General features: G+C 69.3%; 18 protein-coding genes. 10 read left to right on the plus strand and 8 right to left on the minus strand.

The window, feature by feature from the left end; all coding sequences use genetic code 11:
- Positions 1-32 precede the first annotated feature (32 nt).
- The 3 genes from OID54_RS36320 to OID54_RS36330 form a co-directional block, all read right to left on the minus strand.
- The gene (locus OID54_RS36320; protein WP_329026753.1) at positions 33-1067 is read right to left on the minus strand and encodes an ABC transporter permease; all 1035 of its coding nucleotides are present in this window, start codon (positions 1065-1067) and stop codon (positions 33-35) included.
- Between the two features lie 209 nt (positions 1068-1276).
- Positions 1277-1843 (minus strand): FMN reductase, encoded by a 567-nt coding sequence (gene msuE / locus OID54_RS36325; protein WP_329026755.1) that lies wholly within the window; start codon positions 1841-1843, stop codon positions 1277-1279.
- Complete coding sequence (locus tag OID54_RS36330) at positions 1840-2925, minus strand: LLM class flavin-dependent oxidoreductase (RefSeq protein ID WP_329026756.1); 1086 nt, start codon at positions 2923-2925, stop codon at positions 1840-1842. The genes msuE and OID54_RS36330 overlap by 4 nt, the downstream gene beginning before the upstream one ends.
- A gap of 343 nt (positions 2926-3268) precedes the next feature.
- Between OID54_RS36330 and OID54_RS36335 the strand changes: the two genes are divergently transcribed.
- The 6 genes from OID54_RS36335 to mnhG are packed head-to-tail and all read left to right on the plus strand — an operon-like array spanning position 3269 to position 9736.
- Entirely contained in the window at positions 3269-6184 is a 2916-nt protein-coding gene (locus OID54_RS36335) for a Na+/H+ antiporter subunit A (protein ID WP_329026758.1), read from the plus strand.
- Positions 6181-6783, plus strand: a complete 603-nt coding sequence (locus tag OID54_RS36340; RefSeq protein WP_329026759.1) for a Na(+)/H(+) antiporter subunit C — start codon at positions 6181-6183, stop codon at positions 6781-6783. Before OID54_RS36335 ends, OID54_RS36340 begins: the two co-directional genes overlap by 4 nt.
- Complete coding sequence (locus OID54_RS36345; RefSeq protein ID WP_329026761.1) at positions 6780-8438, plus strand: Na+/H+ antiporter subunit D; 1659 nt, start codon at positions 6780-6782, stop codon at positions 8436-8438. Before OID54_RS36340 ends, OID54_RS36345 begins: the two co-directional genes overlap by 4 nt.
- Positions 8439-8445: 7 nt before the next feature.
- Positions 8446-9051, plus strand: a complete 606-nt coding sequence (locus OID54_RS36350; RefSeq protein ID WP_329026764.1) for a Na+/H+ antiporter subunit E — start codon at positions 8446-8448, stop codon at positions 9049-9051.
- The gene (locus tag OID54_RS36355) at positions 9048-9365 is read left to right on the plus strand and encodes a monovalent cation/H+ antiporter complex subunit F (protein ID WP_329026765.1); all 318 of its coding nucleotides are present in this window, start codon (positions 9048-9050) and stop codon (positions 9363-9365) included. The genes OID54_RS36350 and OID54_RS36355 overlap by 4 nt, the downstream gene beginning before the upstream one ends.
- On the plus strand, positions 9362-9736 hold the full coding sequence (mnhG, locus tag OID54_RS36360; protein WP_329026767.1) for a monovalent cation/H(+) antiporter subunit G: 375 nt from the start codon (positions 9362-9364) through the stop codon (positions 9734-9736). Before OID54_RS36355 ends, mnhG begins: the two co-directional genes overlap by 4 nt.
- Before the next feature lie 87 nt (positions 9737-9823).
- Here the strand turns inward: mnhG and OID54_RS36365 are convergent, their stop codons facing one another.
- The 3 genes from OID54_RS36365 to OID54_RS36375 all read right to left on the minus strand — a co-directional run bounded on the left by OID54_RS36365 (position 9824) and on the right by OID54_RS36375 (position 15819).
- Positions 9824-11086: an MFS transporter gene (locus OID54_RS36365; protein WP_329026769.1), complete on the minus strand. Its 1263-nt coding sequence runs from the start codon at positions 11084-11086 to the stop codon at positions 9824-9826.
- Between the two features lie 230 nt (positions 11087-11316).
- Positions 11317-14571, minus strand: a complete 3255-nt coding sequence (locus OID54_RS36370; protein ID WP_329026771.1) for an nSTAND1 domain-containing NTPase — start codon at positions 14569-14571, stop codon at positions 11317-11319.
- A 657-nt stretch (positions 14572-15228) separates the two neighbouring features.
- A complete protein-coding gene (locus tag OID54_RS36375; protein ID WP_329026773.1) occupies positions 15229-15819 on the minus strand; it encodes a TetR/AcrR family transcriptional regulator in 591 nt (196 codons plus the stop codon).
- A gap of 83 nt (positions 15820-15902) precedes the next feature.
- Here OID54_RS36375 and OID54_RS36380 point away from each other — a divergent pair, with 83 nt between their 5' ends.
- The 4 genes from OID54_RS36380 (at position 15903) to OID54_RS36395 (ending at position 18738) form a co-directional block, all read left to right on the plus strand.
- Entirely contained in the window at positions 15903-16319 is a 417-nt protein-coding gene (locus OID54_RS36380) for a VOC family protein (RefSeq protein WP_329026775.1), read from the plus strand.
- 114 nt (positions 16320-16433) lie between these two features.
- Positions 16434-17114 carry an ABC transporter permease gene (locus tag OID54_RS36385; protein WP_329026776.1) on the plus strand — a complete coding sequence of 227 codons (681 nt, stop codon included), beginning with the start codon at positions 16434-16436 and terminating at the stop codon, positions 17112-17114.
- Positions 17111-17782, plus strand: coding sequence for an ABC transporter permease (locus OID54_RS36390; RefSeq protein ID WP_329026778.1), 672 nt, complete (start codon positions 17111-17113; stop codon positions 17780-17782). The genes OID54_RS36385 and OID54_RS36390 overlap by 4 nt, the downstream gene beginning before the upstream one ends.
- Positions 17779-18738, plus strand: a complete 960-nt coding sequence (locus tag OID54_RS36395) for an ABC transporter substrate-binding protein (RefSeq protein WP_329026779.1) — start codon at positions 17779-17781, stop codon at positions 18736-18738. Before OID54_RS36390 ends, OID54_RS36395 begins: the two co-directional genes overlap by 4 nt.
- Positions 18739-18805: 67 nt before the next feature.
- Here the strand turns inward: OID54_RS36395 and OID54_RS36400 are convergent, their stop codons facing one another.
- A complete protein-coding gene (locus tag OID54_RS36400; RefSeq protein ID WP_329026781.1) occupies positions 18806-20218 on the minus strand; it encodes a hypothetical protein in 1413 nt (470 codons plus the stop codon).
- Between the two features lie 319 nt (positions 20219-20537).
- Positions 20538-21701: an ABC transporter ATP-binding protein gene (locus tag OID54_RS36405; RefSeq protein ID WP_329026783.1), complete on the minus strand. Its 1164-nt coding sequence runs from the start codon at positions 21699-21701 to the stop codon at positions 20538-20540.
- Between the last annotated feature and the right edge of the window lie 181 nt (positions 21702-21882).

Raw genomic sequence — 21882 nt, forward strand, 5'->3', positions numbered from 1 at the left:
TCCATGCGGCGGGCAGTGGCGTACCCGGGGGCTCAGTCGGTGCGCCGTCGCTGTCGGGCGCGCTCCACCAGCAGGAGGCCCAGGACGCCCGCCATCGTCCACAGCACCAGGATCACCACACCGGAGACCACTCCGTCGCCGTGGAAGTAGGCGAGGCCGTTGACGGCGCGTACGCCCACTCCCACAGGAAGGGCGGTGGAGAACGGTTGCAGCCAGTCCGGGAGGAACTCGGCCGGCAGACTGCCGCCGCTGGTGGCATTGCCAATGGTCATGAAGATGACGGCGGCCAGGCTCGACCCCACCACCCCCCAGCCCCGGACCAGCAACATGGTGGAGGCGCCGACCGCCAGTGCGACCAGGGCGACGAGGCCCGCCACTCCGAGGAAGGGAGCCGGCAGAGCTCCGAAGGCGGCGACGATGGAAGCCACCGCGACACCGCCGACACCGCCGAACGCGGCGAGACCGGCCAGCCGTCGGGCCGGTGATATCCCCGGCGCCAACTGGAACGTCATGATTCCGAAGAGATAGCCGGCGAGCACCAGGCCGAAGGTCGTGTAGAAGACGGAGAGCCCGCGGGTGTCATCGGCGGACGCCGGTACGAGATCGGTCGACTTGAGTTCCCGTCCGTCGTCCTCGGCCAACTGTCCGAAGGCATCGAGCAGTACCGAACTCACCGCGGGGCCGTGGGCGCCGGCGTGGAGCAGTTGGGGCCCGCTGGATCCGGTGTCGGGAGCATGGGGCAGATAGGCGGCGAAGGTGTCGCCGTGTTCCACCGCGGCGCGTGCGGCGGGGGTGTCGGCCGTTCGCTCGATGTGGAAGCCACCTGGGCTCCTGGCATCGAGCCGATCCTGCACGGTCTGGGCCGTTGCCGCGGTGCCGACCACGGTGACTGGCAGATCCCGCGGTACGGGGGCGTGGAAGGCGGACAGATACACACCGATGAAGACCGATCCGATCGCCACGGCCATGACGACCGGTAGCAGGAGCGCTGCGAGCGCCGACCGCTCCCGTGGCGGGGGAGGGGAGCCGCTCGCGGGGCGCAGGGCGCTGTGCGCTGTTTCGGTCATGTCTGCATTTCCTTGTCGATGCGGACTCGACGGTCCGAGGGGTCTGGGGGAGCGGCTTCAGCCGTGCTCCGAGCGTCGTGCGAGGGCTGGGAGGCTGACAAGGGGCCGGAAGCAAGCGGGGTCCGAACGGCCACGACCCTCAATATAATTAGTTCAGCAACTAACTATATTGAGGGTCGATGCATCCCGTCAAACGTCGTGTGAAGCTGTCAGCCGACGCTCGCGCCCCTGAGCGTGGTGAGAGCCCGGGCGACCGGTACGACATCCGCCACGGCCATCTCGACGCGCTCGTAGACCTCGGGATTGAGGATGGTGGTGCCGTCGAAGTCCCCCGAGCTGAGGTACACGCCCGCGGGTGCGGTCCACGCTTGGAGGAATCCGAACAGGGGGCGCATGGCGTGCTCGATCACCAGGGCGTGGCGATCGCTGCCTCCGGTCGCGGCCAGCATCACGGGTTTGGCCGCCAGCGCGTACTGGTCGACCAGATCGAAGAAGTGCTTGAACAGGCCCGTGTACGAGCCTCGGAACACCGGGGTGGCCGCGATGACCAGATCGGCTTCCTCCACTGCCCTGAGCGCCTTCTCCACGTCGCCGCCGATGTCATCCCGCTCGGCGGCGTCGGTGAATCCGGGTCCCAGCGCGTGCAACTCGATGAGCTGTGAATCGATCTCGGTGTGCGATGCCAGGGTCTGGAGCATCAGCTCCACCAGTGAGGTGGTCTTCGACGGGGAGCGCACGCTGCCCACCACGGCCACCACCCGCAGGGGCGCGGTCACCGGGTCACCTCCACGGCCGGTGCGAGGGATCGGGTCGACTTCAGCGCCGCGATCTCCCGACGGACCACCGGTGCCACTTCGCTGCCCAGCAGCTCGATGGCCTGCATCATCTCCTTCTGCGGCACATCGCCGAAGCCCAACTGGATCATCATGCGGTCGTGCTGGAACAGCTCGTACTGGGCCATGATCTTGTCGATGATCTCCTGCGGACTGCCGAGGAAGAACGCGCCGGCGGGGGTCGACTGCGCCTCGTAGGCCATCTTCGGCATGGGGACGCCCTGGCCGCGCTGGTGATGGTTGGCCATCCAGCCCGCCTGGAAGTACGGGTGGGAGACCTCGATGGCCTCGCGGTGGGTGGGGGCCACGAAGCCGGGCGAGTTGATCGACACCTTCAGCTTGGCGGGGTCGTGTCCCGCCTCGGCCGCCGTGGCCCGGTAGAGCTCGACGAACGGCGCGAACTGGCGGTAGCTGCCGCCGATGATCGCCAGCGACAGGGGCAGTCCCAGTCGGCCTGCGCGCACCACCGAAGCGGGCGTGCCGCCCACGGCGACCCAGACCGGCAGTTCGCGCTCCGGCCGCGGAGTGATGTCGCCCTGGGTCAAGGACGACCGCAGGGAGCCCTGCCAGGTGATCGGGTTTTCCTCGCGCAGTCGCAGCAGGAGGTCGAGCTTCTCCGCGAAGAGGTGCGCGTAATCGTTGAGGTCGTAGCCGAACAACGGGAACGACTCCACGTAGGACCCGCGACCGGCGATGATCTCCGCCCGCCCCCCGGAGAGCAGATCGAGGGTGGCGAACTGCTGGAACACCCGGACCGGATCGTCCGAGCTCAGCACGGTCACGGCGCTCGACAGCCGGATCGTGCTGGTGTGCTCGGCCATGGCGGCGAGAACCACGGCGGGGCTGGAGACGGCGAAGTCCGTACGGTGGTGCTCACCCACCGCGAACACGTCCAGCCCCGCCTCGTCGGCGGCCCGCGCCTGCTCCACCAGCTCCCGCAGGCGTACGCCCGGGGTGGGGGGCTGCTGGGTCGTAGGATTCGGCGTGAGTTCGCCGAAGTGGTAAATGCCGAGTTCAAAGGCCATGAGGAACGCTCTCTCCGGGTCTTTTCGTTAGTTGCGCAACGAACAACCTGACCCCGGTTGGAACTATTCCCCACGCCGCCCCCGCGATGCCCTCGGCTGGCACCCGCAGCGCCGGTCGGATCCTCGGGTAGCCCCCGCCGCGGGCTCGCGGCTCGTTCCGAGCGGACCGATCCATGGCCCGTGGGAGCCGCCGCACTGGGCCAGCAGGGGAGACCTCGGGCTCGGTCGACGGATTGTCGGCGCGCCGACACGGCAAGCGGTGCGCCTCCTTATAGCTATATTGCGTGCCTTCTGTCCTCATTGTGGTGATCGTCGGCGGCAGCGGGCCGGGCTCCGGAGCCGTATGGCAGCGTTGATCCTCGCCCACTTCCTCGTCGCCGTCTGCGCGGGTCCCCTCGTGGCGCGGCAGGGAACCAGGGCGTTCTACGTACTGGCGGTGCCGCCGGCCGTCGCCCTGGCATGGGCCATCACCCGCTGCGGCGATGCGGCAGCCGGCGGGTCCGGAACCTCCTCGCTGCCCTGGCTTCCGGCCTACGAGGTGTCGCTGGCGTTCCGTTGGGATGCACTCGGGCTGCTCATGGTGGTACTCGCCGCCGGGGTGGGGGCGCTCGTACTGCTCTACTGCACGCGGTACTTCTCCGACGACACCCCCCTGCTGGGACGCTTCGCGGGCAACCTCCTGGCGTTCGCCGGAGCCATGCTCGGACTCGTCCTCGCCGATGACCTGGTGGTGCTCTACGTCTTCTGGGAGCTGACCACCGTCTTCTCCTACCTGTTGATCGGCCACGGCAGCGAGCGCAAGCAGAACCGTCGATCGGCACTCCAAGCCCTGACGGTCACCACCTTCGGCGGGCTCGCCATGCTCGTCGGCTTTCTGATGCTGGGCCACGCCGCCGGTACCTACCGGATCTCGGACCTCGTCGCCCACCCCCCTGAGCCGTCCGGGACTGTGTCGGCGGCGATCGTCCTCGTACTCCTGGGCGCCCTGTCCAAATCAGCGGTCTGGCCCTTCAGCGTGTGGCTGCCCAACGCCATGGCCGCCCCCACCCCAGTGAGCGCCTATCTCCACGCCGCCGCGATGGTGAAGGCGGGCATCTATCTGATCGCACGGCTGGCACCCGCGTTCGCGGACACCCCGCCCTGGCGGCCCATGCTCCTGGTGCTGGGCTCCGCCACGATACTCCTCGGCGGCTGGCGAGCCCTGCGGCTCAACGACCTCAAACTCGTCCTCGCCTACGGCACCGTCAGCCAACTGGGCTTCCTCACCGTGCTGGCCGGCGCCGGCTACCGCGACGCCGCACTCGCCGCCGCCACCATGATCGTGGCGCACGCCCTGTTCAAAGCGCCGCTGTTCCTGGTCACCGGAATCGTCGAACACGCCACGGGCACCCGAGACCTACGAGAACTGTCCGGAGTCGGGCGGGCGCTACCCGCGGTCGCCGCGGTCGCCGTCATCGCCGGGGCCTCCATGGCCGGGCTGCCACCCCTGCTGGGATTCGCCGCCAAGGAAGCGGCGTTCACCGCGCTGGAGAGCGGGAGCGCCGCCGACCGCTGGGCACTCGCCGCCGTGGTCATCGGCTCTGCGCTCACCTTCGGCTACACGCTCCGCTTCCTCTGGGGCGCCTTCGCACACAAACCCGGACTCGCAAAAACGCCGGTACGACCGGTCGGCCCGGCCTTCCTCGGACCTCCCGCCCTGCTCGCCGCAGCCTGTGTGGTGCTCGGGCCCGGTGTCGTCTGGCTCGACCCGCTCACCGGCGCCTACGCAGCGGCCTTCCCCGCCCCTGCACACCCCTACCACCTCTCGCTCTGGCACGGACTGGGCACGGCCCTGCTGTTGTCGGGGGCCGCCTGGGCGGGCGGTCTGGCGCTCTTCGTCCTGCGAGCGCCCGTCGTGCGGCTGGCCCGTCGGGTCGCCTGGCCGACCGCCGACCGCGCCTACGGTCTGGTCCTCCTGGGGTTGGAGCGCCTCTCCCTCCAGGTCACCGGCTTCTTCCAACGCGGATCGCTCTCCGTCTACCTCGCCACCGTGCTGCTCGTGATGCTGGTGGGCCAACTCACCGTCCTCGCGGTGGACCAGCCGTGGACCGGCGCCGCACCCCCACGGCTGTGGGACGCCCCCGTACAGGCCGTGATCGCCCTCCTCACCTGCACCGCGGCGCTGTTGTGCCTGACCGTGCACCGACGGATGAAAGCCGTGGTCCTGGCCGGTATGACCGGATACGGCACGGCTCTGCTCTTCGTCGTCCACGGCGCCCCCGACCTGGCGCTCACCCAGTTCTGTGTGGAGACGGTCTCCCTCCTGGTGTTCGTCCTCGTACTGCGCCGGATGCCGGTCTACTTCCAGGAGAACATCCCCCGTCGACGACTCCTGTTGCGCGTGCCGCTCTCCCTCGCCTCCGCGGCGACCATCTCGGTCGTCCTCTGGGTGGTGGCAGCCGCCCGTCGCGCCGACCCCGCGGGCGGAGCCCTCGTCCAGGCGACCGCCGAGCACGGGGTGAAGGACGTCGTGGCGACGATCCTCGTGGAGTTCAGGGCCTGGGACACCCTCGGTGAATCAGCCGTGCTCGCGGTCGCCGCGGTGGGCGTGACCAGCCTGGTCTACCTCCACCGACGCACCGAGTCGCCCGACGACTTCGCCTACGAGGCACGCACCGGACCGGGCACGCCGGACGCTCCCAGCGCCTGGACGATCGGCTCCCGGATCATCACCCCCGAGCCCGACCCCGCCGACACCGCACCCGAACGCACCTGGCTCGCCGCGGGACGCACCCTCTCGCCCGAATACCGGTCCGTGGTCTTCGAGGTCGTCGCCCGACTGGTCTTCCACCCCATCCTCGTCCTCTCCCTCTACCTGCTGTTCTGCGCCGAGAACCTCCCGGGCGGCGGCTTCGTCGCCGGGCTCGTGGCGGGGGTGGCGATGATGGCCCGCTATCTCGCCGGCGGACGCCACGAACTCGCCGAAGCCGCCCCCGGCCACCCCGGACTCCTCGCCGGGATCGGGCTCCTGCTCTCCTCCGGAGTGGCCCTCCTCGGACTCGTCGAAGGCACCGCGCTCCACCCCTTCTCGTACGAAGGACACCTTCCGGTGTTCGGCCACTTCCACATCGGCACGCCCCTCTTCTTCGACGCCGGTGTCTACCTCCTGGTCCTCGGGGTGGTGCTGGACATCGTCAAGGCCCTCGGCGGTCGGGTCGATCGACAGATCGAGCGAGAGGCCGCGCTGCGTGAAGCCGCCGATCCGGGGGAGGGCCGATGACCGTCAGCCTCACCCTCCTGGTCACGGCGGGCGTGTTGTGCGCCGCGGGCGGAGTGCTGCTGCTGATGCGTGCCCTCAGCCGCATCCTCATCGGAGCCGTCATCCTCAGCAACGGCATCAACATCCTGATGCTCGCCGCCAGCGGGGCCGCAGGTCAGGCCCCCTTGCTCTACCGAAAAGTACCGCTGGCCGACGTCAGTGACCCGCTGCCGCAGGCGATCGCCCTCACCGCCATCGTCATCACACTCGCCACCACGGCTTTCCTGCTCTCGATGGCCTACCGCAGCCAGCGCGTCAGCGGCACGGACGAGGTCCAGGACGACATCGAGGACCGCCGTGTCACACTCCGCGCCGAAGTGCAGGAGGAACGCGCGGCACTGAGGGAACGCCATGGCCCGCGAGGCCGTGGGCCCGAAGGCGATCGGGCCGAGTACCGCACCGAACGCCGCAGGCTGCGAGGCGTACTGAGGGAGGACCGGGCCTTCCAGGCCAGAGCCCGGGACGCCTCGGGCGACCTGTGGAACGACATCCTCGGTGAGGACCCGGTCGACCCGGAGCCTCCCCACCCCGCCGACGTCACCGCGGAGGGCCCCCGATGAACGCGCTCGTACCCCTGCCCGTGCTCCTGCCGCTGCTCGCCTCCGGCGGTGAACTGGCCCTCGGCATCCGCTTTCCCCGCGGTCAGCGGATCGTCAGCGTCGTCGTTCTCGCCGTTGTCCTCGGGCTCTCCGTGACACTGTTGATCGGGGCCGAGACCGACGGTCCGATCGTGGTGCACCTCGGCGACTTTGTGCCTCCCCTCGGCATCACCCTCGTCGCGGACAGGCTCTCCGGACTGATGCTCACCGTGTCATCGGCCGTCACCCTCTGCGTCCTCCTCTACTCCCTGGGCCAGGGTATGGCCGACCGGGACGACCGCACCCCCCTCGCCGTCTTCCACCCCGCCTATCTGCTGCTGGTCGCTGGAGTCTCCTGCACCTTCCTCGCCGGCGACCTCGTCAACCTCTACGTCGGCTTCGAGATCATGCTGGTCGCCAGCTTCGTCCTGCTCACCATCGGCGGGACTGCCTCACGGGTCAGGGCCGGCTCCACCTACGTCGTGGTGTCGCTGATCTCCTCGATGATCTTCTTCACCGCGATCGCCCTGACCTACGCCGCAGCCGGCACGGTGAACCTCGCCCAACTCGCCGTACGGCTCGAAGACCTCTCCATCGGCGTGCGCACCCTGCTCGAAGCGATGCTGCTGACCGTTTTCGCCGTGAAGGCGGCGGTGTTCCCGCTCGGGGCCTGGCTGCCCGACTCGTACCCCACCGCCCCCGCCCCGGTGACCGCGGTCTTCGCCGGCCTGCTCACCAAGGTCGGCGTCTACTGCATGCTCCGCACCGAGACCCTGCTGTTCCCCGGCAACCGACTGGGCCACCTCCTGCTCGCCGCCGCACTCGCCTCGCTGATGATCGGCATCCTCGGCGCGGTCGCCCAGACCGACCTCAAGCGAGTGCTGTCCTTCGTCCTGATCAGCCACATCGGCTACATGATCTTCGGTATCGGCCTCGGCTCCCGCGCCGGAATCGGCGGTGCGATCGTCTACGTCGTCCACCACATCACCGTGCAGACCGCGCTGTTCCTGGTCGCCGGACTCATCGAACGCCGCAGCGGAACCACCGAACTCACGCGCGTCGGCGGACTGGCCAAGGCCGCACCCGCGCTGGCCGCGCTGTTCTTCCTGCCCGCGCTCAACCTCGCCGGAATCCCACCGATGTCCGGGTTCATCGGCAAACTCCAACTCCTGCGGGCCGGTGTGGCAGCCGGGGGCCCATGGGCCTACACCCTGGTCGCCGCGGCCTCCGTGACGAGCCTGCTCACCCTCTATGTGATGGCCAAGGTGTGGAACCTCGCGTTCTGGCGTGCCGCACCACGCGACCATCCGATGCGCGGCACGGTCCTCGAAGAACAGGACATCGCCGATGACCTGGGCGATGACGACATCGACAGCAACACCGACGCCGGGCCCGTCGGGAACGGCGCCACGCCATCGGGGCCGGCCGGACAAGCGGTCACCGCGACCCTCTCCGGTCGAGCCATCACCACCACGACCGACCGGCTGCCCCGGACCATGACCTGGGCGACGGCAGCCCTGGTACTGCTGTCCCTCGCGTACACCCTGCTCGGCGACCCATTCACCTCGCTCGCCGAACGCACGGCCGGTGAACTCCTCCAACGCTCCCCCTACATCGAGGCGGTCCTCGGCCGATGACGTCCGCATGATCTCCCTGTCCTTCCGCGACCCCGAACTGCCGCGGTTCAGCTGTGCGGTGGTGGGGCGGCGGCGCCGGGTTCTCGACCTACCGCTGATCGCCTGGCTCACCGTTGTCTGGACCCTGCTGTGGGGCACGCTGACCTGGGCGAACCTGATCACAGGAGCCCTGGTAGCCGTGGTGGTGTGTCTGGTCTTCCCGCTCCCTGTGGTCAACATCGGCCTACGGTTGCATCCATTGGGCATCGTGCGGCTGGCGATCCACCTGTTGTGGGACATGTACACCTCCGGGCTGCGCGTGGCCCGCCCCATGCTCGACAGCCGGCCCTATCGCGCCGCCGTACTGGCGATCCCCCTGCGCTGTCGCACCGATCTGATGCTGACCGCCACCGCGATCGCCGTCTCCAACGTTCCCGACGGCTCTGTCGTCGAAGTGCGCCGCTCCAACGCCACCCTGTTCGTCCACATCCTGGAGGCGGACCACATCGATGCCGCAGCCCGCGCCCGACGATCGGTGTGGCGCATGGAAGAACTGATGGTCCGGGCGTTCGGAGACCGGGACGAGATCGACCGCGTACGGGAAGCACCGCCAGGACAGGAGGGCGACCGGTGAGCACGGCACAACACTTGGACCGGGCACTCCTCGTTGCCGCGGCGGTGATGATCCTCCTCGCCGGTGCCATGGTGCTGTTCCGGGTCTGGCGGGGACCCTCCATGCTGGACCGGGCGATGGCCCTGGACGTCTGTGCGGCGCTGATGATCGCGGGCATCGGCGTACGGGCCGCGCTCACCCGGGATTCCTACTACTTCCCGAGCATGCTGGTCCTCGCCTTCCTCGGGTTCACCGGCTCGGTCGGCATCGCGCGCTTCATCGCCGTCCGCGACCGGGCACCGGACCGGCCTCGATCAGGTGAGGAGAACCGGTGAGCGGCTGGGCACAGACCGCGGACACCGCGGGAGCGGTACTGCTCTTCGTCGGTGCCGCGTTCAACCTGGTGGGTGCCATCGGCATGCTGCGGTTGCCCGATGTGCTCTCGCGCACCCACGCGGCCACCTACCCCCAGGCGGTGGGGATGCTCCTGGTGTTGGTGGGCGTGGCACTGAGGCTGCGCAGCGGCATCGACCTCGGTACGTTGGGACTCATCGGCTTCTTCCAGTTGTTGACCGGGCCCGTCGCCGCCCATCTGGTGGCACGGGTCGCCTACCGCACCGGGCATGTGGGCCGCGAGGGACTGCTCTATGACGAATTGGACGAGCAACTGAGCAGACGGCCCCCCGACAGCCAGGCGTCGCCCTAGGCAGTGTCCGCAATATCCTGTATGCCGGCGACGGTGGGACGTGCCGGGCAGCCCGGATCGGTCGACTCATCGTCGCCGTTCCGCGGATCAGGTGCCGGGTTCGGCGGGCGGTCGTCGTGTGGAGAAGTGACGGGCGCTGGGCACCAGGGCGGCGAGCGAGGGCGCCAGGAAGCAGATCAGTGCACAGACCGTCAGGACCGCTTCCGGGCCCCAGATGTCGATGGCGGGGGCGATCAGTGCGAGACCGATCGGCGCCAGCCCGTACGACAGCATGAAGTCCAGTGAGGAGACCCGGGCGAGCTTGTCCGGATCCACTTCCCGTTGGGTCGCCGTGAACCAGGGCACGTTGAACAACTCGATGCCCAGCCCGGCCACGGCGTAGGCGGCGACCACCACGGTCGGATGCACCGGGAAGACCAGACTCAGCGGAGCGAAACCGTAGGCCGAGAGTGCAGCCAGAGCCGTCCAGCCCTCGGCGCGGGGGCGCCAGCGGGCGATGAGGAGGGCGCCGCCGAGCGCACCTGCCGTGTACGCGGTGGTCGCCGCGGCGAGGAGGACACCGGAGTCGTAGCGGTCCCGGCTGATCAGGGGTAGTGCCACTCCCGTCGCCGAGTAGCCGGTTGCGATGATCGCCGTCAGCGCGGCGAGGGTGGCCAGGAACCACGGATGGGCACGTGCCTCCCGCACCCCCTCGACGAACTCGTTCAGAAAGGGCCTAGGAAGCGGAGCAGGGCCAGGGCGCAACCGCTGCCCGGGACCCGGTGTCAGTGCGGCGACCAGCCAGAGCAGACCGACCCCCAGCAGCAGGGCCCGACTGCCGAGGACCACGGCGAACAGGGCGGTCAGCGTGGGGCCCGCCAGGGTGGTGATCCGTACGGCCAGGGTCATGGCGGCATTGGCCTGCTGTCTGCGGTCGGCGTTCACGACCTCTGCGGTGAGGGCCTGGAAGGCCGGCCGGCAGGCTCCTTGACCGGCCCCGGCGAGTGCCGCGGCAGCTGCCATGAGCGGCAGGGACCGTTCCAGACCGACGGCGAGCAGGGGAGCCGATGCGGCAGCGACCAACCCCGACCAGAAGACCACGGCTCGGCGGGAGTGCCGGTCGGCCAGCACACCACCGACGGGCACCGCACCGAGGAAGCCGACCGTACGGACCGCGAGGAGTAGCCCCAACTCTCCTGCGGACAGTGCACGGTCGAGGACCGCGAGACCGAGGACGAACGGCAGCGCCCAGGTGGCGAGACCCGAGGCGGTGGCCCCCAACCACAGACGGAGGAAGGCACCCTCACGCAGCACGGAACGGGTCGGCGGTCCGGGTTCGGCGGTGGGGGCCGCCGGGGGTGTGGCTGTCATCGCCTGCCGCTCCTGTCATGGGTGATGGTCGGCTGTCGGCCGGTGCGGCAGCAAGGCGGGGCGTACGCGGTAACCCGGCTGCACAGGATGGGAACTGATCCGGCGTGCGCACGTGCCGGACACCGCAAGACGCGGTGTCGAGGGGCCGGATGAGAGGGGCGGTCTCCTGTCGGAATCCATCGTGCGGTCGGACTCGCGCCCCCTGACCCGTGCCGTGTCGAACCGCGGTTTCAGCAGATGCCCCGGTACGGGAGGTCCGGCACATAGGCCCTCCACTCCTTGTGCGACAGGCCACCGCGCGCTCGTTCGCAGACGTGCTCGACGACCCGATTCGGGTCGATCGGATGGGTGCTGGGCGGACTGTGACTGCCCCTGACGGTCAGGGTGTCGCCCCGGGCGCTGAAGGTCAGGGACTGCACCGGGTCGCCCGCCGTCAACAGCGGAGTCCCCAGTGCCTCACCGGAGGCCGTGTCCCAGAGTCGGACGGACCCGCGGGCACCGCCGGATGCCAGGACACGACCGTCGGGGGAGTAGGCCAGGGCAGTGACCGCTTCGGTGTCCTTGGGCGAGGAGCCCTTGGTGGTTGCCTGGAGCGTGGCGAACCGCTGCTCGTGCGCCCGATCCCAGATGGTGACCCAACCCGTCGCGCTCCCGAGTGCCATGCGATCGGCTTTCCCCGGGGCGAAGGCCATCGCGGTGGGAAGCTCGGTGGACGGGTCCGCCGATGGGGCCGACTCCGTCGTGGTGCTGTCCGTCGGATCCAGGGAGTGCCCGAGGACCAGGGTGCGGACCACTGGCTCGGAACCCTCCTCGATGAAGCGGATCACCCGGTTCGACTGATCGAGACCCAGCGAATGCACCCGGTGTCTCAACGAGTACCGATAGACGGGTGCCGAGATGTTCGAGAGGCGCCAGACGAGGATCTCCTGATTGTCGGCGGTGACGAGGAAGGCACCGTCGTCGCTCACCTGTACGTCGTTGAGCCCGGACAGCTTCAGCGAGCCCAGCGTTCTGCCCCGGGCCAGGTCCCAGATCTGCAATCGGGTGTCCGTGACCATGACCAGCCGGTTGACGGGTGACGGTACGAGGCTCCCCAGCGCCCCTGCGGCGCAGGCGCTGCGGGAGACGACTTCCGAACGGGGCAGTACGGCGCGGTGGAGCGGGCGTAGACGCCATGCCTCCAAGGTGCCGGAGGGGGTGCAGAACAGGATGCTTCGACCGTCCTTGCTCAGGGTCGACCGCGGGATCTTCCCGCTGCGGTGGAACAACCGTCGCTGCCGAGGGACGTCCCAGACGCTGAGCGATGTGTTCGATCGGGTGGCGATCGTATGGCGGTAGGGGCCGGTCACCGAGACGACGTCCTCGGTGGCGAAGGGCAGCCCCACCACCGTTCCCAAGGTGTTGTCCCGGTGTTTGACCCGCCCGTTCGCCGTGGAGAGGAGGAGTTGGCGGCCGTCGGGCGAGTAGCCCATGACCTCCTCGGTGGCATCGAGGCGAAAGTGATGGGTCGTGGTGTGCTTGACCGTGTCCCACACGTGGACCCGGTCGTTCTCGTTGGTCAACAGGAAGCGGCTGTTGGGGCCGATCGGGGCGATCACCTCATGCCCCTTCGGTATCTCGAAGATGTCCTGCTCGCGTTGGGTGGCCGCGCCGAAGAGGGCGCTCTTCGCTTCCGCGGTGGCACTGATGTGCCAGGCGGCGACGCTGAGTCGCATCGCCGTCTGGGGGTCGCTGTACCGGAGGTTCTGCACCAGCGAGGCGAGGCGTCGTGAGGTCGACTCGGCATGGCGCTCGGCCCCCGCGCGGTCCCGCTGCCAGGCGGTCATCATGGCCACCAGGGTCAGCACCACCAGCACGGACACTGCGCCGATGAGGGCGCTCCTGCCCCTTCGCTGCCGCACCGCGGCCGATGTGCTCGCCCGGAGGAACTCACGCTCCAGTTGGGTCAGTTCCGTGAACCGCTCACCGAAACGGAAGGACTCCTCCGCTTCAACGAGCCGCAACCCCCGGTAGAGAGCTCCCTCGTCGCGGTTCAACTCGTTCCAGGCCGCTGCCGCCTCGGTCAGGCGGCGATGGACCCGCAGCACTTGCCGCGCTTCACCGATCCATCCGTTGAGTCGGGGCCAGGCGGTGATCAGGGCTTCGTGCGCGAGATCGACGGTCTGTCCGTCGAGGGTGATCAAACGGGCCGCGGCCAGCCTTTCGAGGACTACGGCCGTGTCCTGGGGGCCCGCCGCCCGTGACCGGTTGCTCCTTGCCGTAGAGGGAGCCCCCGTGTCCAGTTCGCTCCGCTGCACGGGATGACGGGTGTCGGGCGTGCCGTCGCCGGGGGTGATCAGCCGCAACAGAATGCGCCGGGCGACAGCGGCCTGGGCGGGGGAGAGTTGGGAGTAGGCGTTCTCGGCGGTGGTGGCGATCGCCGAGCGCACTCCACCCACGGCGTCGTACGCGGACATGGTGAGCGTACGGCTCTTGCGTCCGCGCCAGGTCTCCAACAGCGCGTGGGACATCAAGGGCAGTCCGCCCGGCTCGCCGGCGATCTCGTCGACGATCCGTGCCGTCAGTTCTCGCTCGACCGTGAGTCCGGCCGCCAGTGCGGGTCTGGTCACCGCCTCGCGCAGTTCGTCGGGGGTCATGGGGCCGATGAGCAGGGTCGCGACCCGGAGGGCGTCGGCGAGCGAACGATCGTCGGCGCAACGTCCGTAGAAGTCGGCGCGGACGGCGATGACGATCCGGAGCCGGCTCGTGGGGTCGAGCGCGGCCAGCAGCCGCTCGATGAAGCGATTCCGTTCCTCGGCATCGAGGCAGAGGGTGAAGAGCTCTTCGAACTGGTCGACGATGACGATGGTGTCCCCTGCACCGTCGGCGGCGGTGAACACCTCTGCATGGGTGCGCATCGGCCGCCCACCGGGGGCGAGGATCCTGATCGCCGCGGGGCGGTCCCCGTCATGATCCGACTCCCGTAGTTGCGGGACGAGCCCGGCCCGGAGCAGCGATGACTTGCCGCTGCCCGAACTGCCGACGACCGCCACGATCCGGTGCGCGGCGACGAGGGCGACGAGATCGCGCGTCTGCGCGCTCCTACCGAAGAACCGGTCCGCGTCATCCGGCTCGAAGCGCGCCAGACCGCGGTACGGCGGCTCGGACGAGGTGCTCGCCCCGATTCGGAGAGCGGACTCCTGCTCCGCCGCCTCGCGCCAGCGGGCTTCCCACTGCACCGGATCCCCACCACAGGCCCCCGCATAGGCCAGGGCCACCGGAAGCGAAGGCAACTGTTCCCCGGACGCCGCCCGGGACAGCGTGGTGACGGAGTATCCCGCGCTCTTCGCCATCACCCGGTACGTCAGACCTCCCGCTTCACGCCGCAGCGCGCGCAGTTGGGACGCGAACAGCGGAACGGGACCCAAGCCGGGGTCGATGGGTGCTTCCCGACGCCCTGCCATCTTCGCCCCCATGCCCGCGGTCCCGCCCTCGTCTGTGGTCACGCTAAGCGGAGGGCGATGGGCGATGAAAGATCACCCCCGGCCATTGTTTCGCTGCTGGAAGGGGGGTGCCTAACAATGCGAAAGCCGATGGAATCACAGGTGAGGGGCACACCCCGACTCCCCGCACCGCCGGCGCCCCATCGGGCGTACGGCGGTGGCAACGGCTTTGTTCCACCTCCTCAAGAGACCGCGTGAACCCCTTGCAGCACCGGCCGCGTGCTGTGGGGCTTCCTGCGGGGCCATGGCCCGTGCCGTCGAATTCGTCGGTACTAGTCGGTACTCCAGGGCTGGGGCGAAGGGACGGACACCGTTTCGGAGCGGGCGCACCTCACCGCCATTGCACCAACGTGACTCAGGGAGACACGGATATGAACCACCGCCAGTCGTACACCCGCTCGAACGGACACGCGCAGGACCTTTCGCAAGGCCACCCCCCGCTCAACTACTCCGCCGCCGCTTCCGATGATGAGTGGGATCCCGGATTCGCGGGTTCCGGGGAGCCGTTCCGGTCGGCCGTGCGCTGCGCTCGGTAGTGGGGAACGTCTGTAGGTGAATATCTGTAGGTGAACGATCGTCGGACCGTTCTGTTCCGGGCGGGTGGGGCTTCCGGAACAGAACGGTCCATCCGGTGCGCGGAGGGGCTTGCACCGGCCCGACTCAGCGTGTTCGAAGCGCTTCCAGGATCCCCCTCAGCGCCCTCCCGGTGTCCTCCAGATCGCCGGGCCGACCGGATGAGGCGAGCCAGAGGGCCGCTTCGTTCATCGCGCCGGAGAGCAGATGGGTCAGCGGTGCGACCGGCTGGCGGGTGAGCACCCCGCGTTCGATCAGATCGGTCAGCGCCTCGGCCAGATGGCGCGCCGAGGAGCGTTCGTCGAGCGCCCGCCACTCGTTCCACCCCAGAACGGCCGGGCCGTCGATGAGCATGATCCGCTGGCGGTCGGGGTCGGTGGCAGCCTGGATGAACTCCTGGCACCCGGCGACGAGCGCGGTCCAGGGGTCGTCCTCGGCATCCGCCACCTCGGCAACCCGCTGTCCCACTTCCTCCTGTACCTCCTCCAGAACGGCCCTGAACAGCTCGGCCTTGCTGGCGAAGTGGTGGTAGAGCGCGCCCTTGGTGACTCCCGCCGACTGAACGATCTCCGCCAGTCCCACCGCTCCGTAGCCCACCGTCGCGAACAGTCGGCGGCTCTCCCGGAGCAGGGTCGCGCGGGTCTGCTCCCGCTGCTGGGCCCTGGTCGTGTGCGGCATGGTGCTCCCATCATTTGACATACCGAAGGTACGCCAATAGCGTATCTCGCATACCGACGGAATGTGAACGAAGGGCAGCCGCCATGCTGAGCAGCTTCTACCCGGTGATCGCCACGGACCGCGTCCGCGAGACGGCGGATTTCTACACCAAACTGATGGGCTTCGACATCACCTTCGAGGCCGACTGGTACGTCAGCCTGCGCCGTGGAGGAGACCTCCCCTACGAACTCGCGATCCTCGACCACACCCACCCCACCATCCCGAAGGGCTACCGCAACAAGGTCACGGGCCTCCTGCTGAACTTCGAGGTCGACGATGTCGACGCCGAATGGGAGCGGCTCGTGGTCCGCGAGGGGCTCACTCCCACCCTGGAGATCCGCAGCGAGGACTTCGGCCAGCGCCACTTCATCGTCACCGACCCGAGCGGCGTACTCATCGACGTGATCACCGAGATCCCGCCGGCAGAGCAGTACGCGGACCGCTTTGTGACCAACGGATAGGCCCCGCTGGACTCGCAACCGGCCGACGGCTGCGCGCCGCGCACCTGAACAGCCGCACACCCGAACAGGGGAGCACAACGCGCGATCCCCGGCCCCCGGGGCTGCAATGGACGGGTGACCGCGCCCCCCGACGACTGTCTCGCGCGCAACGACTGGATCTGCGGCGAGTACCTCTCCACCCGCCGTCAGATCCTGTGGGACTCGGTGCAACAACACCTCCAGCTCACGGCGGTCTCCGTACTGATCGCCCTGGCCCTCGCGGTGCCCCTGGCCCTCGCCGCCCGCCGCTGGAACTGGGCCGCCGGCCCGGTCCTCGGTGTGACGACGATCCTCTACACGATCCCCTCGCTGGCCATGTTCTCCCTGCTCCTCCCGGTCTACGGGCTCTCCGCCTCGCTGGTCGTCGCGGGCCTCGTGCTCTACTCCCTCACCCTGCTGGTGCGCAACATCCTCGCCGGGCTGCGCGCAGTGCCCGACGAGGCCCGACAGGCCGCACGCGGCATGGGCTACGGCCCCGTCCGACTGCTCCTCGCCGTCGAACTCCCCCTGGCACTGCCCGCAGCCATGGCCGGATTGCGCATCGCCACCGTCTCCGCGGTCTCCCTGGTCACGATCGGCGCCATCGTGGGACACGGTGGCCTCGGCAACCTCATCTACTCCGGAATGAACACCTACTTCAAGGCCCAGGTCCTCACCGCGTCCGTCCTCTGTGTCGTGATCGCCATCGCCGCGGATCTGCTGCTCCTGCTCATCCAGCGCTTCGCCACCCCCTGGACGCGGGCGGTGCAGTCATGAACACCCTCGCCGACACCTGGGACTGGCTGACCACCGCCTCCCACTGGTCCGGGGACAACGGCATCGCGAACCGTCTCCTCGAACACCTCTTCCTCACCGCGGTCTGCCTCGGGCTGAGCTGTCTGATCGCCCTGCCCGTGGCACTGGTCCTCGGCCATCTCGGCAAGGGCGGCGCCCTCGCCGTGAACATCTCCAACATCGGCCGTGCCGTCCCGACCTTCGCGGTCCTCGTCCTCCTGCTGCTGAGCCCGATCGGAAGCTACGGTTCCTGGCCGACGATCATCGCCCTGGTGCTCTTCGCCGTACCGCCCCTGCTCACCAACGCCTATGTGGGAATGCGCGGAGTCGACCAGGACGTTGTCCGCGCGGCACGAGGGATGGGGATGACCGGCCGCCAGGTGCTGTGGGGCGTGGAAGTTCCCCTGGCGCTGCCCCTGGTGTTCACCGGCGTACGGATCGCAGCCGTGCAACTGGTCGCCACGGCAACCATCGCGGCACTCGCCGGCGGTGGCGGACTCGGGCGGATCATCACCGCCGGATTCAATCTCGCCTCCACCCCCATGGTGGTGGCCGGAGCCGTACTGGTCGCGCTCTTCGCCCTCATCGTCGAGGGGATCTGCGAACTCGGCCAGCGGCTCGCCCCCTCCTGGGCCCAGGACGGCACATGACTCCCATCCATCGCGCACTCGTCCCCCTGCTGTTCGCCGCTCTCACCGTCCTCACCGCCTGTACGTCCGGCCCGTCGCTGGAGCACCAGGGGGACGTCACCGGATCACCCGGCGACAGCAAGGAATTGACCATCGGCTCGGCCGGCTTCACCGAGAGCGACCTGCTCGCCCAGATGTACGGTCTGTTGCTGCGGCAGGCCGGCTACCGCACCGAGATCCTGTCCGTCACCAACCGGGAGATCTACGAGCCCGCACTGGAGAGCGGCCAGATCGACGTCGTGCCCGAGTACGCAGCGACCTTCGCCGACTGGTTGAACGCCAAGGTCAACGGGGAGAAGGCGCCCCCCGTCGGCTCACCCGACCTCACCACCACCATGACTGCCCTGCGACGACTCGCCACCCCCAGGGGCCTTGAGGTACTCGCCCCGGGCAAGGCGGTCGACCAGAACGCCTTCGCCGTGTCCAAGCAGTACGCCAGGGAACACGGGCTGAAGACGCTCAGCGATCTGGGTCGATCCGGACTGCCCGTCCGACTCGCGGCAGGCGACGAATGCGTGCAGCGGCCCTACTGCGAACCCGGGCTCAAGAAGACCTATGGGATCAACATCACGGCCATCGACCCCAAGGGCGTCGGCACCACTCAGGCCAAACAGGCGGTCCAGAGCGGTCAGGACCAGATGGTGCTGACCACCACCACCGATGCGACGCTCAATGAGTTCGGACTGGTGATCCTGGCCGACGACAAGCACCTGCAGAACGCCGACTACATCGTGCCCGTGGTGAATCGGGCCCGAGCCGGCAGCGCGGGTGTGACCGACGCCCTGGGCGCGGTGAACACCGTGCTGACCACGGCCGACCTCGCCTCCCTCAACGAACAGGTGGACAGCTGGCGCAGGCTGCCCGAAGACGTGGCCCGCACCTATCTGGAGTCGAAAGCACTCCTGCGCCAGGACTGACCATCGCCGCCGCGCGATGACGGGGGAGCGCCGGGACAGGGGAGCCGCGACACGGGCCTGAGTCGGCCTATGCGGTCGAGTGGCCCGGGTGGAGGTCTTCCAGTCGCCGCTGAAGCACCCTGAGCGCACCGCGCTGGCGCCCCGGCACCGCTCGGCGCAGCGCCACCAACCTCGGTGCGAGCTCCCGCGCCCGCGCCGGGTCCCCGATCTGCTCCCACTGGTGGTGGGCGCGGTCCACGGCCCCCTCGACATCCGATTCGTCCGCCGCCTGCTGCCGTGCGAGCCGAGCATCGGCCACCGTCATCCACAACTCACAACTGAGCCCGGGCTGCTGCGCCAGCCGGGCCAGATCCGCGCGGACCTCCAACCAGTGGATGGCCTGGAGGGAGTGCGGCCCGTGCGTCCTGAGCTCCTGCTGCTCCCAGGCCGCTGCCGCCGCGGCTGCCTCGCTGTGCCGTCCGGCCCGCGCGGCGGCGAGGATCGCCGGATGGGGGTCGTGCGTCTCCCGCGCCCGGGGTACGGGGGGCGCAGCCGTCCTCGGCAGAGGCGTTGCTCGGCTGGCGCGCGGTGTTGCGGGGACCCGACGGGCCGGAGCGGAGGCCGTACCGAAGACCGTTGCGGCCGTGGGGGCAGTAGGGGTCCCCGAGCCGGGCGGCGCCGTCTCCGGGCTCGCGGTCGACGCGGCGGGCGGACCGACCACGGGGATGCCGCGCGGTACCGGGGCAGACGCCGTCTGTGCAGGGGCGGTCGCCACAGGGGCCGGGGCGGCTGCGGGAACACCGGCGGGCGGCGCCTCGGACCTGACGATTCCCGCACCCCCGGCAGGGCCGACCGAGGGGACATGCGCGAGGAGCAACACACCCTCCATCCCGGCCTGGATCGCGGCCTGTTCGTGCAGGGTCGCGAGGTCCGGGCGTGAGCCGCCGCGCCAGACCGAGGCGTAGGTCTTCAGATAGTTGGGCAGCGCCTGCTCCCGGCGCGAGGACGGTGCGACCCTCCCGTACAGCCGCACCCCAGGCCCCAGACCGAAACCGGCCTCGGAGAGTTGACTCCAGGCATCGGGGTCGGCGACCAGATCGACGATGACGGTCGTCGCCCCCGGGGGTCGCCCCGCCAGTTCGGCCGCGAGCCAGTGCCAGGGCAGTCCGGTGTACCGCAGGGTCGAGGGGGCGCTGCGGGCGAGTGCGAGATGCGGAAGCCGCTGCTTTCGGTCGAGCTGCAACTGTCCGACGACATAGAGGAACAGGGGCCCGTCGACAGCCGCTGCCGCGCGAACGCGGGTCAGTACCGTCTGCGGATCGAGCGGGTCCGCCAATTCGATCACCGTGGCCACCCGAGTACCCGTCAAGGCGCTCGGGGGAACGGCGGCCAGCGCCGGCAGTACCGAACTCGCGTCCACCAGACGCCCCTTGCCCACCGGAGCGGCGGCGATCAGCAGCGCTGTTCCCAGCGCCCCCGTGTTTCCTCCCGTGATCAGCACACCTGCACCGTATCCGACCCGAGGGGCGTCGATCGCCCCGTACCGCGTCCCGGCGGTGTCCGTACGATGTCCCTCAACTCACCTTGCCGCACGGCGCATTTGCCACCTGCCGCGCCGAATGGGGGACCGCACCGGTGGGCTCCGCCGTGCGCCCGCGCCGGGCGTGGCCGAACGCCGGCACTCTTCTCGTGACTCGTGACTCGTGACTCGTCACTCGCCCGATCCTGAGTCCGCTCTCGATCCCGACTCCGGTCCCGCGCCTGCGGCCGGAACGGGTTCCTTGCGGTTCGATGACGGCGCGCTAACCCGGGGGCCGGCTCTAGACGTCCGATACGGAGGTGAAGTCCACTTCGTCCCGACCCACGCCGCGCTCGTCCGCGTCCACCGAGCGTCGCAGCGCCTCATGGAGCTTCGCGGGCGTCAGGACGCCCACGAACTGGGATCCCTCGACCACCGCCACCCATCCGGCGTCGTACTGGAGCATCTCGCTGAACGCCTGTTTCAACGGCGCACCCAACGGAACCCATGCCTCCATACGGCGGGCCAGATCTCCGACCGTGCCCTCCTTCCCGGCGATCGCCAATGCCTCGGCCGACACCCAGCCGTGCAACTCGCCGTCCGTGTCGGTGACGACCGCCCAGCGGGCCCGTTCCGCCTTGAGCCGGGCCGAGGCTGCCTGTGCGGACTCATCGAGACGCGCGAGCGGTGGTTGTTCAAGGTCCTCCTCCTCGATGGTGGTCACAGACAGTCGTTTCAGCCCCCGGTCCGAGCCCACGAACTGGGCCACGTAGGCAGTCGCGGGCATGCCCAGCACGGCGGCCGGAGTGTCGAACTGCTCGATGTGCCCCTGGCCGTACACGGCGATGCGGTCGCCCATGCGGACCGCCTCCTCGATGTCGTGCGTGACGAAGAGCACGGTCTTGCGCACATCGGCCTGGAGCTTCAGGAACTCGTTCTGGAGCCGTTCCCGCACCACCGGGTCGACCGCGCCGAACGGTTCGTCCATCAGCAGCACGGGTGGATCGGCGGCCAACGCACGCGCCACCCCCACCCGCTGCCGCTGGCCACCGGAGAGTTGCGAGGGATAGCGCGGCCCGTACACGGAGGGATCCAGCCCGACGAGATCCAGCAGTTCGGCCGCTCGCGCCCGGGCCTTGGCGCGCTTCCAACCCAGCAGCGCCGGAACCGTCGCGGTGTTGTCGAGGACGGTTCGGTGCGGGAACAGTCCTGCCTGCTGGATCACGTATCCCATGCGGCGACGCAATTGCACCGGGTCGACGGTGGAGATGTCCTCGTCATCGACGAAGATCCGGCCGGCGGTCGGTTCGACCAGCCGATTGACCATCATCATCGTGGTCGTCTTGCCGCAGCCCGAGGGTCCGACCAGGGTGACCAGTTCACCCTTCGCAACCTCGAAGGAGAGGTCGTTGACGGCGGTGGTGCCGTCCGGGTAGACCTTGCTGACCTGCTCGAACCGGATCATGCCCCCACGGTAGGAGTCCGGCATCCGAGCCGCACACGGGCAGCGACTGTACGAGTCACCGCTTCTTCCCGCACTCGTCCCGTGCCCGTGCCCGTGCCCGACGGGCGGGCAGAGCGCTGATGGAACGACGAGCGCAAGCACCCGTCCGGTCCCGACGGCGGGAACGTACGCGGCACCTCAG

Source organism: Streptomyces sp. NBC_00690, from assembly GCF_036226685.1.
Classification (GTDB): Bacteria; Actinomycetota; Actinomycetes; order Streptomycetales; family Streptomycetaceae; genus Streptomyces.

What these genes read in the sequence shown, in the direction of transcription:
- OID54_RS36320 (WP_329026753.1), bottom strand. Translation starts at nt 1,067, where the DNA reads ATGACCGAAACAGCGCACAGCGCCCTGCGCCCCGCGAGCGGCTCCCCT.
- OID54_RS36330 (WP_329026756.1), bottom strand. Translation starts at nt 2,925, where the DNA reads ATGGCCTTTGAACTCGGCATTTACCACTTCGGCGAACTCACGCCGAAT.
- OID54_RS36335 (WP_329026758.1), top strand. Translation starts at nt 3,269, where the DNA reads ATGGCAGCGTTGATCCTCGCCCACTTCCTCGTCGCCGTCTGCGCGGGT.
- OID54_RS36340 (WP_329026759.1), top strand. Translation starts at nt 6,181, where the DNA reads ATGACCGTCAGCCTCACCCTCCTGGTCACGGCGGGCGTGTTGTGCGCC.
- OID54_RS36345 (WP_329026761.1), top strand. Translation starts at nt 6,780, where the DNA reads ATGAACGCGCTCGTACCCCTGCCCGTGCTCCTGCCGCTGCTCGCCTCC.
- OID54_RS36350 (WP_329026764.1), top strand. Translation starts at nt 8,446, where the DNA reads ATGATCTCCCTGTCCTTCCGCGACCCCGAACTGCCGCGGTTCAGCTGT.
- OID54_RS36365 (WP_329026769.1), bottom strand. Translation starts at nt 11,086, where the DNA reads ATGACAGCCACACCCCCGGCGGCCCCCACCGCCGAACCCGGACCGCCG.
- OID54_RS36375 (WP_329026773.1), bottom strand. Translation starts at nt 15,819, where the DNA reads ATGCCGCACACGACCAGGGCCCAGCAGCGGGAGCAGACCCGCGCGACC.
- OID54_RS36380 (WP_329026775.1), top strand. Translation starts at nt 15,903, where the DNA reads ATGCTGAGCAGCTTCTACCCGGTGATCGCCACGGACCGCGTCCGCGAG.
- OID54_RS36390 (WP_329026778.1), top strand. Translation starts at nt 17,111, where the DNA reads ATGAACACCCTCGCCGACACCTGGGACTGGCTGACCACCGCCTCCCAC.
- OID54_RS36395 (WP_329026779.1), top strand. Translation starts at nt 17,779, where the DNA reads ATGACTCCCATCCATCGCGCACTCGTCCCCCTGCTGTTCGCCGCTCTC.
- OID54_RS36405 (WP_329026783.1), bottom strand. Translation starts at nt 21,701, where the DNA reads ATGATCCGGTTCGAGCAGGTCAGCAAGGTCTACCCGGACGGCACCACC.